This window comes from Devosia sp. LjRoot16, assembly GCF_964252795.1.
Classification (GTDB): domain Bacteria; phylum Pseudomonadota; class Alphaproteobacteria; order Rhizobiales; family Devosiaceae; genus Devosia_A.
The window spans coordinates 930,760-948,257 of the sequence record NZ_CAXUPH020000001.1 but is presented as its reverse complement, the minus strand read 5'-3'; the positions used below and the strand labels follow the sequence as shown (position 1 = coordinate 948,257).

Here is a 17,498-nt window from a genome sequence, read left to right as displayed (position 1 = left end):
GGTCAATGTGACCGGATCACCGCCGCATGCAAACTCTACGCCCTCCGCGCCGCCTCGACGATCGGCGCAACCGCCCGCCGCAGCCCTTCCGGCTCCAGCCCGGTCACCACGGCGCCAACCAGAATAGCCCCGATCCCGGCCGCCTTCAGCCGCGGCGCATCCGCTGCAGTGAATCTCTTCTGGCTCGGCGCGATAACCGGGCGGCCCGCCATCGTGACGATCTCGGCAAAGCGCGCTAGGTCGGCCTCATTCAGCGGCTGGCCATATTCGGCAAAGCGCCCGATCGAGGCTTCGACCATGGCGCCGGGGATGGCGCGGATGGCGTCGATATCGGCCTCACCGCTGTCGCTGTCGAGTGCCAGGATCGGCTTCAACCGCGATTGCAGCAGATGCGGCTGCACGTGCTGCAGATAGATGTTCCAGCCTTCGACGCCGTAATCGGCCAGCGCCTCGAGCTCATCAAGGCTCGGCTGGGTTTCCTGCCCGCTCATCACCAGCATGGGTTTGCCCAGTTTCGCCAGCGCTTCGATGAAGCCGCGTTCCTCGCTGAAACTGCCGAACGTGGTGCCGCTGGCCCGGTGATAGGCGTTGAGGTGGAACTTCAGCCCGAACACCCCGGCATCGACCGCCGCCTTGGCGAGGTCGAGATCATGCCGGCCGAGGGAAACCAGCACCGGCAACTCTCCGGCGCGCATTGCAGCTTCGATCATCGTCTCAGCCCTTCAAGCCAGTATGAGCCAACCCTTCGATGAATTGGCGCTGCGCGAAGATGAAGACCACCAGCACGGGCAGGGCGGTGAGCGTTGCGGCGGCGAGCTGGGTGTTCCACATCGGCCCCTGGTAGACGTCGACATACTGGGTCAGCGCCTGCGGCAGGGTGAAATTGCCGGGGGTGGTGAGGAAGACGATCGGCTCGAGATAGAGGTTCCACGAATGGAGGAAGGTGAAGATGGCGACCGCCGCCAGCGCCGGCTTCGCCAGGGGCAGGGCGATCTGCCAGAAGATGCCGAAGCGGCTCAGCCCATCGACCCGCGCCGCCTCTTCGAGCTCCACCGGCAGCGCGATGAAGAACTGCCGCATCACGAAGGTGGCAAAGACGCTGGGGGCGCCGAAGATCGGCACGAGGATCAGCGGCCAGTGGGTGTTCACCAGCCCCCATTTGAGGAACATCTGGAACAGCGGCACGATGGTGACTTCCGACGGGATCAGCAGCCCCAGCAGCACCACCATGAAGATCAGGTTGGCGCCCGGGAACTTGATCCGCGCGAAGGCGTAACCGGCCATCGAGGAGACCGCCATCGTCCCCACGGTGACGATCGCCGCGATGTAGCAGGAGTTCCAGTATTGCTGCGCGAAGGGCTGCAGCTTGAACACTTCCGCATAGGTCGACCAGTCGAAGCGCGACGGGATCAGCTCGGGCGGGAAGGCGAAGATATCCGAGATCGGCTTCACCGAGCTCGTCACCATCCACCAGGTCGGAAAGACGAAGGGGATAGCGAGCACGCAGAGCAGGCCATAGAGCGCGACGCGCGCCCGCGGCGAGATGTCGTTGGGGGAGCTCTCAGTTTTCATAGAAGACGATCCGTTTGCGCATCTGCCACTGCGCGAAGGTGAGCACTGCGACGATCAGGAAGAGGAGGATCGAGATGGTGGCGCCGTAGCCGAAGCGGTGGAACTGGAAGGCCTGCTGGTAGAGGTAGTAGACCAGAACCGTAGTCGACATCCCCGGCCCGCCCTGCGTCAGCACTGCGATCTGCGCGAACACCTGGAGCGAGCCGACAATGGTGATGATCATGGTGAGCAGGATCGTCGGCGAGATCAGCGGCACGGTGATCGCATGGAACTGCGTCCAGCGGCTGGCGCCATCGACCCGCGCCGCCTCGTAGAGTTCGCGCGGCACCCCCTGCAGCGCCGCAAGGAACAGCACCATGTTGAGCCCGACATTCTTGAACACCTGCACCACGATCACCGAGGCCATCGCAGTCGGCGGTGAGCGCAGCCAGTTGGGCCCGGTAATGCCGATCACCTGCAGCAGCCCGTTGATGCCGCCATTGGCCTGCAACAGGAAGTTCCAGACGATGGTCCAGGCCACCAGCGACACCACCACCGGCGAAAAGAAGATGGTGCGGAACACCGTAATGCCCCTCAGCTTCTGGTTTACGAGGATGGCGAGCAGCAGCGCGAGCGACAGGTTGAAAACCACCAGCCCGGCCGAAAAGATCGCCGTCGCTCCGAGCACTTCCGGCAGCGCCGGGTCGGCCGCGAGCTTCTTGTAGTTCGCATCGCCGACGAAACGGAACGTCCCGGCCAGGACGTTCCACTCATGCAGCGAGTACCAGACCACCAGCCCGAGCGGGATCAGGACGAACAAGACGATGCCGCACAGCTGCGGCGCGATGAACAGATAGCCCGCGAGGCTATCCCGCCGCTCCATGGTCCAGAACGGCCGCTTGCGCGATCGGTCAGCGGTGAGGGCGGCAATGGGCATTGGGAGTCCTGTGGGCATGGGCAGTTGGATAGTGTCGAGCGGTCGGGGCACGGATCCCTTCTCCCCTCAGGGGAGAAGGTGGCGCGGAGCGCCGGATGAGGGGTGAAGAGCGGCGGCATGCTGGCTCTTCGAGCATGTGGAGAGATCGCACCCCTCACCCAGCTCCGCTAACTCGCTGGCGCTCGTAAGCTTCGCTGCCCTCTCCCCTAAGGGGCGAGGGGTGAGGCCACACGCAGCGGCCACCCCCAACCATTCATCACAGCATCGGCTGGATCCGGTCGCACACCGATTTCAGCACTGCCGGCACATCCGCATCGGCCACCCACAGCGCGTCGAGCGCGGCGCGGGCCGTCTGCTGGATTTCGGCGAAGCCGGCATGGCCGGGCTTCACCTTGCCGGTCGAGATGCCCTTGATCACCACGTTCTCGATCTGGGTAGCCGAGAGCAGCGGGTTGGCGGCGCCGAGCACTTCGGCATTGAGCAGGCTCGAACGCGGCGGCGGGAAGAATTTTGCCAGCTTCTTGGCATTGTCCGGGTTGCTGAAGAAGGCGAGGAAGTCGGCGGCAACCGCAGGGTTCTTGCCCGAGGCGAAGACGCCGATGCCGGCCTGGCCGATCACCGCATATTCACCCGCCGGGCCCGAAGGCAGCGGCACCAGGTCCCAGTTGAACGGGTTCTCTTTGGGGAGGAGCGAAGCGCGGGAAATCTGCGTGATGGTCATTGCCGCGTCGCCGGCGAAGAAATCGGCGGTGACGCCGGGGCCGGGGATCGCCTTGTCGGTGAAGATCGCCTTGTGGATGAAGCTCATCGCGTCGACCATCGGCTGCTCGGTAAAGGTGCAGGTCTTGCCGTCGGCGCTCCACGGCGAGGCGCCCCAGCCGTTCCAGATCGAGGCGAGGTTGTCCCACACCTTGTAGTCGAAATCGCGGACGATCAGCCCCTGCTTGCCGGCAGCGGCGACGGCGGTGTTGATCGCCTCAGCCTTGTCCCAGGTCCATTCGCCGGCCGCGATCAGCTCCGCCGGGGTCTGCTGCCCGGCGGCCTTGATCACGTCGTTGTTGACGAACATGCCGAACGGCGAGGTGGAGAACGGATAGGCGTAGATCTCGCCATCCGCCGTCCATAGCGACAGTGCGCTCTCGGTGACGTCGGCGAGGTTGTAGTCGGCTACTCCCTCGAACGTCGCTTTCAGCGGCGACAGCGCACCCGAGCTGACGAAATCGCCGGCCGTGGTCTCGAGGATCCAGGCGAGGTCCGGGGCATTGCCGCCTGCGATCTGCGTGGTCAGTGTCGTGGTGTAGCCGTCGAAGGGCAGCGAGTCGAAGCTGACCTTCACCTCCGGGTGCTGCGCCGTGTAAGCGGCGGCGATCTCGTTGAACAGCTTGAGGTGCGCCTCGTTGGCGCTCCAGATCGCCATGCGGATATCCTGGGCGATGGCCGGCACTGCTGCCAGCGGGAGTGCGATGCCGGCTGCGAGAGCCGCCAGTCTCAGGTCGAACAGTTTCATGGTTTCCTCCTTTGTCGTCGTCTTCTGGTCGTCGTTGGTCGTTGTCTTTCCGGATGCCCGCGGGTTGAAGCGGCCCGTACCTGGTCGCCCAGGCGGTCAGTAGCCCCTGACATCGGGCCAGCGGGTCTCGATGCCTTCGGCATAGAGCCGGGCCTGGAAGTCGGTGAGCAGCGCGTCGTCGGCCTGCACCTGGTGCGGCGTCACCCCGTGGTCGAGGCAGTAGGCGGCGAGCAGCCCGGCGACTTCGCCGATGTTCCACTCCACCGGGTGCAGCCGGTAGCAGCCATTGGTGATGTGGGTGGTGCCGATGGTCTTGCCGGCGGGGATCAGGTTAGTGGTCCGCTCCGGCAGCAGCGCGCCGAGCGGGATCTCGAACGGGCACGAAGCCACGTCGATATAGTTGTCGCCGCCGGTCGAGGGGTGCAGGTCGATCCGGTACATGCCGATGCCGACGCTGTCGCGATAGTGGACCGCGCCGCGCTCGCCGCGCACGTCGTAGGAGAGGTCCTGCTCGACGATGGTGGTCACCGCCTTGATGCGGCGGCTCTCGCGGATATAGGGCGCCATGGCGAGGCCATGGTTGGTGCCGGTGATGTCACCGCGCAGCCGCAGGCCCGGGAAGCCCTGGCCGCCATCTTCGCGCGGCGCCTCGGTCTGCAGCCAGTAGAACACCGAGTAGGCGAGATCGGCCGCGTCGCGGATCCGCTCGTCATAGACGGCTTCCGGCACATCGATGATCGGATATTCGAAATAGTCGAGCATCGGCCAGTTCACGAGGCAGATATCGGAGGCGTAGGCACCGTCGACGAAATTGCGCCGCGCCGCGATGCGCCTGAAAGTCCAGAGGTTCCCGTCGCCGGGGTTCTTGCGCTGGTCGGCATCGACCAGGGTCGGGTCATCATCCGGGTTCGGGGTGAAACTGCGCACCGTGGTTTCGAGGGTGCGCGGATGCGGCGCGACGAAGCCGATCAGCGGCCCGCCCCAGAAGCTCGGGGTATAGGCGCGCCACTTGTCGTAGTTGCGCGGCTTGTCGCCCACCTGGTTGCCCTCGACATGGTCGATGGCAAAGCAGATCGACACCGCCTGCGAATTGGTCGGCTGCGCCTCGGCCGGCGCCGAAGGCTCGCCGGTGTCGCGCTGGCTCTCGAAGCCGGTGACATATTCGGTGCCGGTCATCGGCAGGAGGTCACCGAGCTCGGTGGCCTCGATGATGTATTTGCCGCTGACGACGATGGTGTCGCCGCTGTCGCGATGCCTGAGTGTCACTGCTCGCACCCGGTCGCCATCGACCTCCGCCGAGATCGGCTTGTAGGGCTGCAGCACCGTGAGCTTGCCGCCGCCGCGATACGGCATCAGCATCGCTTCCATCACCGCGAGGCCGACACGCGGCTCGTGGCAGAGCCGCGACACGAACCCGGCGCCCGGGTTGAGGTCGCCCCAGGCGCGGCTCTTTTCGGTCAGCGGATAGTGGTCACGATAATATTGCCGGATGCCGTTGCGCAGCGCCCGATAGGAGCGGGTGATGCCGAACTGCTCGACCCAGCTGTGCTCGTCGGGCGGCACCGCCTGGCTGGTCATCTGCCCGCCCAGCCAGTCGAACTCCTCCGTCATCACCACGCTGCGGCCCGAGCGCAGCGCGCCGAGCGCCGCCGCCACGCCGCCGAGGCCGCCACCGATGATCGCGATATCTGCCGAGTATTCTTTCACTTCAAATCCGTCTGGTTGGTCGCGATGTGGGACAAGTCGGTCAACTCGTCGCCTTGTCGCTCGGGTGGATGACGCCGAGGGTGTCGCCCTCGACCGGCTCGCATGGCAGCACCACCTGGTCGCCGGCTGAGCCGGCCTCGATCCGCTCGCACAGCATCTGCGTGGCGCGCCGCGCCATTTCTTCGCGCGGCACCGAAAAGGTGGTGAAACGGGTGCCCGACTGCATGGGGCGGAGGTGGCTGCCGAGCACGACGATCGACAGGTCGCCCGGTACCGCGAGGTTCTGCGAGCGCGCCGCCGCATCGACGATCACCGCGTCGGCCATTTCGGTGAAGAACACCACGCTGGCGCCCGACGCACGGATCGCCTCGAGCATCGGCAGCGCCTTGCCGCCGACCTCGGGAATATGCAGCACCAGCTCCGCCTCGGCGATCGCGGAGGCAAAACCGGCCCAGCGATCGACCGAGGATTCAGCGCCCTTGCTCGGTCCGACATAGGCGAGCCGCGTATGCCCCTTGGCCTTGGCCCGCCGCACCATCTCGGCTGTCGCCTCGACGTAGTCGGCGCCGACATAGGGCACTGGCGCGCCGGTCGGGCCGCCAATCGGGTCACGGCGACCGACAGCGACGAACGGATAATCCCCGGCCACCAGCCGCTTCAGCTCGGCCCGGTCGAACTCGCGCCCGAGGATGACGCAGCCGTCGGCCAGCCGCAGCCGGTTGTTCTCGTCAAAAATGTTGCGCTTGCCGCGGTTGGCGGGGGCGCCGGTGAGCAGCAGCAGGTCATAGCCCAGCGTCTGCGCCGTCTCTTCGATGCCGAACAGGAATGGCGCAAAGAAATCCGCCTGGGCGCTCGGAAACGCCGGCTCGTAGGTGAACACCCCGAGAATGCGGTTCAGCCCCTTGGCCATCCGCCGGGCAATCGGGTCGGCGACATAACCGGTCTCGCGGATCGCCTTCTGCACCCGCTCGCGCGTCTCGTCCGGAATGCGTCCTTCGGCCGCCTTGGCATCGTTCAGCACCAGCGACACCGTCGCCTGGCTGACCCCGGCAATGCGCGCAATATCCCGCTGTGTAAGCCGCCCTGCCTTGGCCAAGCCGTCCTCCCCGACGCCCTTTTGCATTGCTAATGCGTATTAGCTGCTAATGCGTATTAGCGGAGAGTCCGGCCGTCAGTCAAGAGGGCAGGGTTGGGGTCAGCTGGAGTCGGCCGTTGCTCCAAACAGCAGGCGATAGGCGGGGCTTGCCGCCAGCAGTTCGTCTGGTGTTCCGCTGGCCTCGACCCGGCCGTCGACCAGCACGCAGATGCGGTTGGCCCGTTCGATGGTCGAGCGGCGATGCGCGATCACCAGCGTGGTGCGCCCGCGCGTCAGGCGCCGCAGCGCCGTCTGGATGTGCCGCTCGGAATCGGCGTCGAGCGCCGAAGTCGCCTCGTCGAGGATCAGGATCGGAGCATCCTTGAGTATGGCCCGGGCGATGCAGATGCGCTGCAGCTGTCCACCCGACAGGGTCGAGCCGCGTTCCCCGATCGGCGTATCGAAGCCCAGCGGCAGCGCGCCGATGAACTCGGTAGCGCAGGCGGCCTCCGCCGCCGTTTCGATCTCGGCATCGGACGCGCCGGGCCGGCCGAGCCCGATGTTCTGCCGGATGGTGCCGGCAAATACCGTCGCCTCCTGGCTCACCACTGCAACGTTGCGGCGGAGGCTATCGCGATTGACCGATCCGATATCGGTGTCGCCGATGCTGATCGTCCCCGCCCAGGGCTGGTAGAACCCCTGCAGCAGCGCGGCGATGGTGGATTTACCGGCGCCCGAGGCGCCGACCAGCGCGGTGGTCTCGCCATGTTCGACGGTGAGCGACACGCCCTTGAGCACCGGCCGTTCCCGGTCATAGCCGAAGCTCACGTCCGCGAAGCTCACCCGGCCTGACGCCACGGTAAGGTCCGGCCGCGGATCGTCTATCGGCTCCGGTTCCGGCTGATCGAGAAACTCGTACATCTTCTCGATCCCGACAATGTCGCGCTGCAGCAGCACATGGGCTTTTGCCAGCCGCTTTGCCGGTTCGTAGGCGAGCAGGAACGCCAGAATAAAGGCCATGAATTCGCCGGGCGATTTGCTCGCGGCGACCACCTGCCAGCCGGCATAGAGGATGATGGAAGCGATCAGCCCGCCGCCCAGTCCCTCCATCAGCGGCGAGGTCCAGGCCCGGATGCGCACCACGCCATCGGCGCGCTCGCGTGAATCGAGGGCCGCGAGATCGAAGCGATGGCGCATCGACCGCTCGGCCGTGTACGATTTCACGGTGCGCATCCCTTGCACCGTTTCCTGCATCGACTGGATCACCCCGGCGGTGCTCTGCTGCTCGCGCGTGGCAAGCTCGCGAATCCGCCCCATGATGCGGTTGAGCCCAAGGATCGCCAGCGGACCAATCAGCAAGGCCGCGAGCCCCATCACCGCATCCTGCGCCAGCATCACCAGCACCAACAGCACCACCGTCAGCAGGTCGCAGCCGACGCTGGTCGACACGCGGACCAGCACATTGCGCGCCGCGCTGGCATGGGTGATCAGTCGATTGACCAGCTTAGCCGAATGAGCGCGCGCCAGGTTGTCGACGCTGAGCGACAGCACCTTGTCGAAGATCCGCCGCTGCAGATCGACGACGAGGTCGTTGCCGACGGCGGCGAGCAGCACTGTCTGCCGATAGTCGGCGAAGCCGCGGATCAACGAGATCGCGAGCACGGCAGCAGCCGTCAGCCACATCACCGACTGGTTACGGGCGACCAGTACATCGTTGACCACGTGCCGCATCAGCCAGGCGAGCGCCGCAGTTGCAACCGCCACGACAATCATTGCAACCAGTGCCTGAAGATAGTTGGCCGTACGGCCATGGAGGCCGTCCCCGAACAGGCGGCGCACCAGGGGCAACTGCCTGGCCGGCGCAGCCATATCCGTCGCCGGCCGCTGGCTGTCGGTGCTCGTCATGCCCATCCGCTTGCAAACTCCCTCGCGGGAGCTACGCCTGAAGCCGGCTCCGTGACAATGGCCACCAAAGTACTGATCACGCTGAGAATGCCGCCTTCAGTCATCTGCGGTTCAGAAACAACCGCCTAGCCATGGTGTCACGAAGGCCACCAAATTCCGCGCTGCAGGGCAACCATTCCGCACCAGCGCGCCGCATGATGATAACGATACTCACCATCCTCTAGCCATGAGTCCGATGCTTCACGTTCGCATTTTCACCAACAGCGTCAGCTTCACGGACATCTCGCGCTTCAAGGTCGAGGGGATGCGGGTCACGCTCACCCGGGGGTGGATCTATCAGCCCTGCGATGTGGCCATCATGTACGGCCTCGCCAATCCGGAGCGTCGGTCGCTGCAGGGCCAGCTGCGCAACTCCATCTATCGCGAGCACAAGGGGCCGATCGTCGTCGTCGAAAGCAGCCTCTTGGGCCGCGGTTTCCGGCCATCCGCCCCGTCCTGGGTTGCAGCGCTGCGGCGCCGGCCGCTGCGCCCCCGCCAGGTCCATCCCTATTTCCGCGTGGCCGTCGGTGGGGCGCTGGGCGACGACGCCGACTTCTGTTCCGCCGGCAGCCCGCCCGATCGCTGGGAGACGCAGCGTCGCGAACTCGGCCTGAAGCTCGCGCCCTATCGCCAGCAGGGGCAGCACGTGCTGATCCTCGGTCAGGTGGGACGCGACGCCTCGCTGCGCGGCCTCGATATCGCCGCATGGCTTGGCGAGACGGCGCGCGCGGTGCGCCAACGCACCGCCCGCCCGATCCTGGTGCGCCTCCACCCCAGCATGCGCTGGCGCGATCGCGAGCGGGCGCTTGCCGCCTGCGCCGGCATTGACGGGCTCAGCATTTCGCCGATCGAGAGCAGCTTTGCCGCCGATGTCCGCAATGCCTGGACCTGCGTCACCTATTCGTCCGGCGGGGCGGTCGATGCGCTGTTGGCCGGCGTGCCGCCGATCTGCCTGTCGCCGGCCAGCCTCGCCTACGCGCTGTGCTCGCAGAGCCTCGATGACATCGACGCGCCGCTCGAACCCGATCGCACGCAGTTCTTCTGCGATCTCGCCTATAGCCAGTGGACGCCCGCAGAGATGAGCGACGGCACCGCCTGGCGCCACCTCCTGCCGGCCGTGCAGCACAAGCTCGAGGCAAGCGTCGAGGCGCGCCTCGCCCAGCGCGAGCCCGGCGCCCAGCTTCCGCCGGCGCGGCGGCGCGCCTTGCTCTGGCGGCTCAATGCCTTCACCTGGTTCGGCCAGCTGTTTCCGAAATCCCCGCGCGCCCTGCAGGGAAGAGCCGAGGCGCTCGCGGGACTGGGCTACGCCGCCGAAGCCAAGGCGACCTTCGAGGCCTTGCAGGAGCGCTGGCCGCGGCGATCGCAAGGGTTTCGCGGCGCCGCCAAGGCTGCCGAGCAACTGGGCCAGTGGGAAGACGCGCTGCAGGCATGGAGCACCATGCACCAGTTGCGCCCCGATCGAGCCGGTGCGCTGTCTGGGATCGGGCGTACCGCACTGCGCCTCGGCCGGCTGGACCTGGCCGAGCCCGCCTATCGCAGGCTCGTAACGCTCACCCCCGACCGAGCGGGTGGCCTGCGCGGGCTGGAGCGCATCGCCACCGAACGTGGCGATTGGGCCGAAGCACTCGTGCTGCAGCTTAAGCTCTGGGATCGCTTCCGCGACCTGGGGGCGGTGCAGCGGTACGCGCAACTGCTGACCCGGCTGAACCACCTCGACAAACTCAGATGCTTCGCCCAGGCGCTGGGTGAGGCCCGCGAGCCGATGGCCTATCTGCTGGCGATGACGCCGTTACACTCGGTACTGCATGAGTGGCAGGCCACGCTCGATCTGCTGCGCCGGCACCCGAAAGCTACCCGCAGCAACTGGCAGCTGCTGCGCGCGGAGATTGTCGCCCTCAGGCGGCTCGGCCGCGTCGACGAGGCCCTCGCGGCGCTCGAAGCCGGCCACGCCGGCAGCGCCACCCAGCGCGCCTCGCTACAGATCGAGTGCCTCGTCGAAGCGCGCCGCTACCCTGAGGCAGACCGGCTGCTGCAGGCGGCCTGGGAGGGCGGCACGATCGAGAAGATCGGCGGCGGTAACCTCGCCGCCGTGATGACGGCCGCCCAGGAGCTTGGCGGCCTGCCGCTGGCGCGCTCGGTGCTGGAGGGTTTGGTCCCGTCCGCCGATCGCAGCGGCCGTGCCCTCCACTTCAATCGCCTGTTCCAGCGTCTGAGGCTCGATAGCCTCGAGGCCCTGGCGAAGGGCAGGTTGCTGGCGCCGGCCACGTCGTCGGAGCAGCAGTTGCTCACCGGGCTGGATGAGCGTGGCGCCCCGCGCGAGGAAGATCTGCGCAACCTCTGCGCGATGCTTGCCGGGCATCGGGCCGCGCGACCGGATGCGCACTTTCCAGACGCGTCCTTCCTGTTGCGCGATGCGCTCGAAATCGCCCTGCGCGTGGTTGATGCCGCCGACGCCGCGCGACCGCTCTCATTGCTCCGGCTGGGGGATGGCGAGGGCGCAATGCTGCCATATCGCCCAGAACTTCAGCCGTTCCGCTCAACCGACCTCGCCGATACCAGCAAGACCTGGTGGGGCGGCGAGAGTTCGCCGACCCCGCAGCTCGCTGCCGAACTCGAGGCAGCGATCCGAGCCGCCGACATCATCGGCATCCCCGACCTCTACCGCGCTGCAAGGGTGTTCTACCCGGCCGAGCGGACCTCGCTGACCAATGGTCGCAACATGCGGGGCCTACTTGCCGTCGCGGACTTTGCCGCAGCCAACGGCGCCGGCGCAGTCTGGACCACCTGCCACATTCATCAGTCGCTGGCGTTCTGGGGCCTGTGGGACATCATCTTGCCACGGCTCGGCAGCGTCGACATCATCACCTGCCATGGCCAGCTCGGCGACATCCTCTCCCAGCGACATGGCCTCGAGATCGGGCAGACGTACCGTATTCCACCTGAGCGGAAATACGCCGCCGCCTTTACCGGCGTCGATGCGGAAAACCACTTCCCCGACGTATTCGAGCGGCTGCGGGACGTTCTGCCCGCCGCCGCCCGCGGGCGAACCGTCCTCGTATCGGCCGGCATGCTCGGCAAGATTTACTGCCACTGGATCAAACAGGCGGGCGGCGTCGCCATCGACATCGGCAGCGCCGCCGATCACTGGTGCGGCTACGGCACCCGCGGCATCGCTGACGTCGCCATCTACCGCTCGCCGATCGGTACCGCCGCATTGGTGCGCGCCCTTGTCGCGAGCCATCCCCGTTACGCCGGATTGCTGCTGGGTATGCAACCGCCGCGCCGTGCCAGCGGAGCAGGGGCATGACATCGCCTGAACTGGCGGTCGTCGTGCTCTCCGTCGGCGCGCCCCGCGAGTTGCGCCACGCCGTCGACTCGCTGCTGCGACAGCCCGAGCCGCTCGAGATCGTGGTGGTGAACTCGGGCGGCGGCGATCTCTCTACCGTGCTGCCCCCGGGACAGGCCATCAGGACGGTCGAGGTGAACGAGCTCTTATGGCCGGGCGCCGCCCGCAACGCCGGAATCCGGGCGACCAGCGCGCCCTGGGTAGCGTTCCTCGCCTCCGACCTGGTGGCAGCGCCGGATTGGGCGGCTGAGCGGCTGGCGCTGCATCGCGCCGGTCGTGCCAGCGTCGCCTCGGCCGTCAGCAACGCCCAGGCCGGCAACCTCTTCGCCTGGGCCAGCCACGCCGCGCTGCATGTGCGCCGTATGCGGGGCATCCCCAGGCGCAAGGCGCGTCGCTACGGCGCCAGTTATGCGCGCAGCCTGTTCGATCGCTACGGGCTGTTTCGCGAGGACCTGCGGATCGGTGAAGACACCGAGTTTCACCGCCGGATGCGTCGCCGCGACCGCCCGGTCTGGGCCCCCCAGGTGGTGGCGTCGCATCGCTATCCGGAAACCTGGCGCCAGTTGCTCGCCGACCAGCAGGCCCGCGGCGAGCGCGCCGCCGTACATTGGCCGATCGGGCAGACCGGCTCGGCCATCGGCCGCGGGCTGAAGCAGCTGGGCGAGACCTTTCCCCTGGCGCTCCGCGCCGCGCGCGGCCGCGATCGCTGGATGGTCCTCGCCGCGGCGCCGCTGCTGGCCGCCGCCTGTTTTTCATACCAGTCCGGCGTGTCGCGCGGCAGGAGGCTGCCCGTGGCCGAGTCGCCAAAGCACATCGTTGCCGTCGCCATTCTCGATCGCGACGATTGGGGCGCCAACACCGATGTCATCGTCCTCGTCGATCCGGTGCTGCGGCAGCTCACCTGGGTGCCGCGCGATCTGTGGGTGCCGAGCCTCAGCGATCGCATCAACGCCGCCTATGCCCGCGGCGGCGGCGAGGGCCTGATCGCGGCGCTGGCCGAGCTGCGCCTCGCCGAGGCGGAGGGGGTGCTGTGCCTTCGCCGCTCCGCCACCGAGGCGGCGCTCGATGGGCTCGAACTCACCGTTCCGGTAAGCGAACCGATGGATTTCTGGTACCCCCTGACGCCGATTCGCCCGATCGAGGAGGGCCGCAAGCGCATCGCCTTCCGGCCACCGGCCGAGCGCCTCTCGGGTGAGCGGTTACATCAATGGATCGGCGCCCGCACGCCGGTCTCGGGCGCCGGCTCAGACCTCTATCGCATCGAACGGCAGCACCAGTTTGTCGCTGCGCTGCTGGCGACATCATTCGACTTCGAGAGGGTCCTTGCCGACCCCTCGCGGTTCGCCACCATCGGCCGCGACCCGCTCGCCGTGCTGCGCCAGGTTCGTCCCGACTGGCATTGCTGCCTGTTCGACTCCGTCACCGACGCGACGATCGACGGCAAAGCCGTGCTGCTGCGGGCTTAGCATCAGTTGGGTCTAGGGGGCGCGCCTCACTCGTGATCCGCCCACTTGCCCGCGCGTCCTGTCACCTTCGGTGTCGCCAGCATCGCAGTCAGGATCCGGCTCATCAGGGCCTGTTCCTGCTTCTTGCCTTCGGCGCCACGGCGGAGGTCGACGAGGAGGGCCGAGGTGGCGTTGAGGCGGGCGCAGGCGAGGGTGGCGATGTGGAGGGCGAAATCCGGGTTCTGTGACAACACGTCCAGCGCCTCCTCGATGACGCGGACCCGCACCGTGGTTTCGGCGGTGACGGTCGCGCTGTGTGGCGTGCCGAGCAGCACCGCCATCTCGCCGATGATCGCCCAGGGCTCGTCGATCTGGGCGATGTCGACGCCCTCGCGCGATACGGTGAGCCGGCCGGCCTCGAGCAGATAGAGCCGCCCCGAATAGCTGCCCTCGGTGATCAGCGGGTCACCCGGCTTGAGCGTTTCGAGCGGCAGCGAGACGGCGAGGGCGGCGAGCGTGGACATCGGCAGGTTCCGGTAGGTTCGGGCGGCAGACTGGTGGAGCTTAGGTGAACCGTGGGTGAAAGTCGCGGGGGGCGACCCATAGTGCCCTCCAAGGCCCCTCTCTTGCAAAATCTAAGGCTTAGCCAAACGGCTAAACCTAAGATTTTGCTTTCTCCCCCGCCAAGGGGGAGATGATCAGTGCCTTCCACTTACGCCGGAGCATCAGTCGGGACTCTCCCCCTTGGCGGGGGAGAAAGCGAAAACTTGGGCTTAGCGCAGCTAAGTCCTTAGTTTTTGCAAGAGAGGGGGCCCAGGGAGCCACCGGCTTCCAGCGTCCATCCCCCGGTTGAATCTCCCCGCGCCGTGCGCTACATCCCCCCTGCCGCGTCACGCGGTGACGCATTCTGGACGGCCATGATGCGTGGGTTTATCGATCGGGGACGACCCCGGAGGTAATGAACCCATGTCTCCGTCCAGCGACGCCAAAACGCCCCTAAGCCGCCCCCTTCGCCCGCGCACGCTCATCAAACTCGCCATCGCCTGGGGTGTGGTGCTGGTGTTCATGCTTGGCGGCCCGACCTGGCTGCACGCGCCCATCGACCCCGTGGTCGCCGTCATCGCCTTCGGCGTGATCTTTGCCACCATCCTCGTCGCCGCCTTCGGCGTGGTGCATGAGGCCGATTACCTGGCGCACCAGCTGGGCGAGCCCTATGGCACGCTGATCCTGACGCTCTCCATCGTCTCGATCGAGGTGATCCTGATCGCCGCGGTGCTGCTGGGGCCGGGTGAGAACCCGACTATCGGCCGCGACTCGATCTTTGCGGTGATGATGATCATCCTCAACCTGGTGATGGGCATCTGCCTGTTGCTGGGGGGCCGGCGCTTCGGCGAGCAGGAGTACAATTCGCAGGGCGCCCTCGCTTACATCTCGATGACCCTGCTCTTGGCCGGCATCGGCCTGATCCTCCCCAACACGCTCAGCAGTGGCGACGGCACTTTCCTGCCGGCGCAGGCAGTGGCGTTCGCGCTCCTCACCATCGTGCTCTATGCGGCGTTCCTCCTGATGCAGACCCGCGCCTACCGGCGCTACTTCATCCAACCCGATCTCGGCTCGCTGACCATTCCCTTGGACAATGGCGGCACACCGACCGAGCACGTGCCGGTCGATCGGGGCGGCGTCGTCATCCACTCGGTGCTGCTGGTGGCGCTGATGCTGCCCATCGTGCTCTTGGCGCACGATCTGGCGCTGGTGATCGATTTCGGCATCGCTGCGGTCGGCGCGCCGCTGGCGCTGGGCGGCGTGCTGATCGCCATCATCGTCTTCACTCCGGAATCGATCACCGCCATCAAGGCGGCGCTCGATAACCAGCTGCAGCGCTCGATCAACCTCTGCCTTGGGGCGTTCGTGTCGACCGTCGGGCTCACCGTGCCGGCCGTGCTGATCGTCGGGCTGGTGACCGGCAAGCGCGTGGTGATGGGCGTCTCGCCCAGCGAGACGGTGCTGCTGCTGCTGACTGTCGGGCTCACCACGCTGACCTTTCTCGGCCAGCGCGCCTCGGCGCTGCAGGGCACGCTGCACCTGACGCTGTTCGCGGTGTTCGGCGTTTTGCTCTTCGTCACCTAGGAGCGGGCTGCACCGGTCTGATTGTTGCACTCGGCCTGGCTCCACCCGCCGGCTGTCATCCCAGCGAAAGCTGGGACCCAACTATCAGCCGGCGCGGGCGGCGAGCTGGTTCCCACTTTCGCTGGGATGACATCGCGGGTGGTTTGCCATCCGTGAAACTCTAACCCGCCCGCAGGACGACCTGCCGCTCGGCTCAATGGATCTGAGCCTCGCCAAACGCGCTGCACCCCGGTCATTGATGGAGCAACCGGCCCTCAGCGGATCTGGCGGCCGGCGCCCTGCAGGGTCTCGAATGCGGCAAAGCGCCTGTCATGCCAGGCGCGCGTCGCGGCCGAAGGCTGGTAGCGTTCGGCGATGTGCGACATGGCCGCCATGGCGGCTGCCGCGTCGGCATAACGGGCCGAAGCCACTGCACCGAGAATGGCCGAGCCCAGCAGCACCGGTTCCTCCGCCTCGGGTGCGGACACTCCGACCCCGGTCGCGTCGGCGAGCAGTTGCCGCACCAGCGGCGATTGGGCCGCGCCACCGCTGACCACGATCTCGTCGATGGCGATGCCCTGGCGGCGCGAGGCGGCAAGGATCTGCCGCACGCCATAGCCGAGGCTTGCGACGCCGGCGAGATAGAGCCCGACGAGGCTGTCCAATCCGCGCTCCATGCCGAGCCCCGCGACAACAGCCCGGGCCTCCGGATCGGCGAACGGGGCACGGTTGCCGAGGAACTCGGGCACCACGTGCAGGCCGCCCACCAGTGCCGGCACGTCGGATTGCTTCAGCCGCTCCGCCGCCGTGCGGCTCAGCCAGGCGACCAGCCCGAGGCCCTCGGCTTTGGCTCTGGTCTCGGCCTCCGGCGCGGCGGGGTGGAAGCGCACCAATTGGTCGATCGCCGCCCCGGCGGCCGACTGGCCGCCTTCGCTGAGCCAGAACCCCGGCACCATGGCCGAGAAGTACGGCCCCCAGACTCCATCGACGAAGGCCGGCTCTGCCGTCGAGGTCATCGTGCAGGCCGAGGTGCCGAACACATAGGCCATGCGCCGTTCGACGCTGCCGCTGCCATCCTGCGCCCCGACCGTGCCGAGCCCGCCGGCGTGCGCATCGATCAGCCCGGCGGCCACCGGCACACCCGGCAAAAGGCCGAGGTCCGCGGCGGCCTCCGGCAGCAGCCCGCCGGCCAGCGGCGTGCCTGCCGCGACGATTTCGGTGCCGATGCGGGCAAAGCCTTCATCGGCCAGCACCCCGAGGCCGATGGCGCGGAAATACCCGGCGTCCCAACGCTGCTCATGCGCGAGGTAGGTCCATTTGCAGGTCACCGTGCAGATCGAGCGTGCGAGGCTGCCCGTGGCGCGCCAACTGAGGAAATCCGGCAGGTCGAAGAACTGCCAGGCGCTCTCGAAGCTCTTCGGCAGATGCTCCTTGAGCCAGAGCAGCTTCGGCGTCTGCATCTCGGGCGAGATGGAGCCGCCGACATAGCGCAGCACTGCGTGCCCGCCGCGGTTGATCCGCGCCGCCTGTTCGCGGGCGCGGTGATCCATCCAGACGACGATATTGCGCTCGCGCTCGCCCGAGGCGCTGACCGAGACTGGTCTGCCACCTTCCCCCAGCACCACCAGCGAGCAGGTCGCATCAAAGCCGATGCCGGCAATGCTCTCGGGCGCCACGCCCGCTTCGCTCACCGCCTGGCGGACACTGCGGCAGACCGCAGCCCAGATGTCCTCGCTCGATTGCTCGGCGATGCCGCCGGCCGCCTGGAACAGCGCGATATCGTGCTTGCCGACGCCGAGCTGCCGGCCGTTCGCGTCGAACACGCCGGCGCGGGCGCTGCCGGTGCCCACGTCGACGCCGATGAAATGCTGCTGCGCCAT

General features: G+C 67.2%; 12 protein-coding genes. 3 read left to right on the top strand and 9 right to left on the bottom strand.

Annotation, left to right across the window (positions count from 1 at the left end):
- Positions 1–35 precede the first annotated feature (35 nt).
- From ACSQ23_RS04475 to ACSQ23_RS04445, 7 genes are all read right to left on the bottom strand, one after another.
- Positions 36–710 carry a hypothetical protein gene (locus ACSQ23_RS04475; protein ID WP_436089857.1) on the bottom strand — a complete coding sequence of 225 codons (675 nt, stop codon included), beginning with the start codon at positions 708–710 and terminating at the stop codon, positions 36–38.
- A 4-nt stretch (positions 711–714) separates the two neighbouring features.
- Positions 715–1,572 (bottom strand): carbohydrate ABC transporter permease, encoded by an 858-nt coding sequence (locus ACSQ23_RS04470; protein WP_055998217.1) that lies wholly within the window; start codon positions 1,570–1,572, stop codon positions 715–717.
- Complete coding sequence (locus tag ACSQ23_RS04465; protein WP_436089856.1) at positions 1,562–2,488, bottom strand: carbohydrate ABC transporter permease; 927 nt, start codon at positions 2,486–2,488, stop codon at positions 1,562–1,564. The genes ACSQ23_RS04470 and ACSQ23_RS04465 overlap by 11 nt, the downstream gene beginning before the upstream one ends.
- A gap of 256 nt (positions 2,489–2,744) precedes the next feature.
- Entirely contained in the window at positions 2,745–3,995 is a 1,251-nt protein-coding gene (locus tag ACSQ23_RS04460; protein ID WP_055998222.1) for an ABC transporter substrate-binding protein, read from the bottom strand.
- A 96-nt stretch (positions 3,996–4,091) separates the two neighbouring features.
- Positions 4,092–5,702: an FAD-dependent oxidoreductase gene (locus ACSQ23_RS04455; RefSeq protein WP_436089855.1), complete on the bottom strand. Its 1,611-nt coding sequence runs from the start codon at positions 5,700–5,702 to the stop codon at positions 4,092–4,094.
- A 40-nt stretch (positions 5,703–5,742) separates the two neighbouring features.
- A complete protein-coding gene (locus ACSQ23_RS04450; RefSeq protein WP_436089854.1) occupies positions 5,743–6,798 on the bottom strand; it encodes a LacI family DNA-binding transcriptional regulator in 1,056 nt (351 codons plus the stop codon).
- Positions 6,799–6,897: 99 nt separating this feature from the next.
- Positions 6,898–8,682, bottom strand: a complete 1,785-nt coding sequence (locus ACSQ23_RS04445) for an ABC transporter ATP-binding protein (protein ID WP_436089853.1) — start codon at positions 8,680–8,682, stop codon at positions 6,898–6,900.
- Positions 8,683–8,917: 235 nt separating this feature from the next.
- On the opposite strand from ACSQ23_RS04445, the gene ACSQ23_RS04440 reads away from it, so the two are divergent.
- Positions 8,918–12,028, top strand: a complete 3,111-nt coding sequence (locus ACSQ23_RS04440; RefSeq protein ID WP_436089852.1) for a tetratricopeptide repeat protein — start codon at positions 8,918–8,920, stop codon at positions 12,026–12,028.
- Complete coding sequence (locus tag ACSQ23_RS04435; RefSeq protein WP_436089851.1) at positions 12,025–13,533, top strand: glycosyltransferase; 1,509 nt, start codon at positions 12,025–12,027, stop codon at positions 13,531–13,533. Before ACSQ23_RS04440 ends, ACSQ23_RS04435 begins: the two co-directional genes overlap by 4 nt.
- A 26-nt stretch (positions 13,534–13,559) precedes the next feature.
- Here the strand turns inward: ACSQ23_RS04435 and ACSQ23_RS04430 are convergent, their stop codons facing one another.
- A complete protein-coding gene (locus ACSQ23_RS04430; protein ID WP_436089850.1) occupies positions 13,560–14,036 on the bottom strand; it encodes a Crp/Fnr family transcriptional regulator in 477 nt (158 codons plus the stop codon).
- A 442-nt stretch (positions 14,037–14,478) separates the two neighbouring features.
- Between ACSQ23_RS04430 and ACSQ23_RS04425 the strand changes: the two genes are divergently transcribed.
- A complete protein-coding gene (locus ACSQ23_RS04425) occupies positions 14,479–15,639 on the top strand; it encodes a calcium:proton antiporter (protein WP_436089849.1) in 1,161 nt (386 codons plus the stop codon).
- Positions 15,640–15,893: 254 nt separating this feature from the next.
- Here the strand turns inward: ACSQ23_RS04425 and ACSQ23_RS04420 are convergent, their stop codons facing one another.
- On the bottom strand, positions 15,894–17,498 hold the full coding sequence (locus ACSQ23_RS04420) for an FGGY-family carbohydrate kinase (protein ID WP_436089848.1): 1,605 nt from the start codon (positions 17,496–17,498) through the stop codon (positions 15,894–15,896).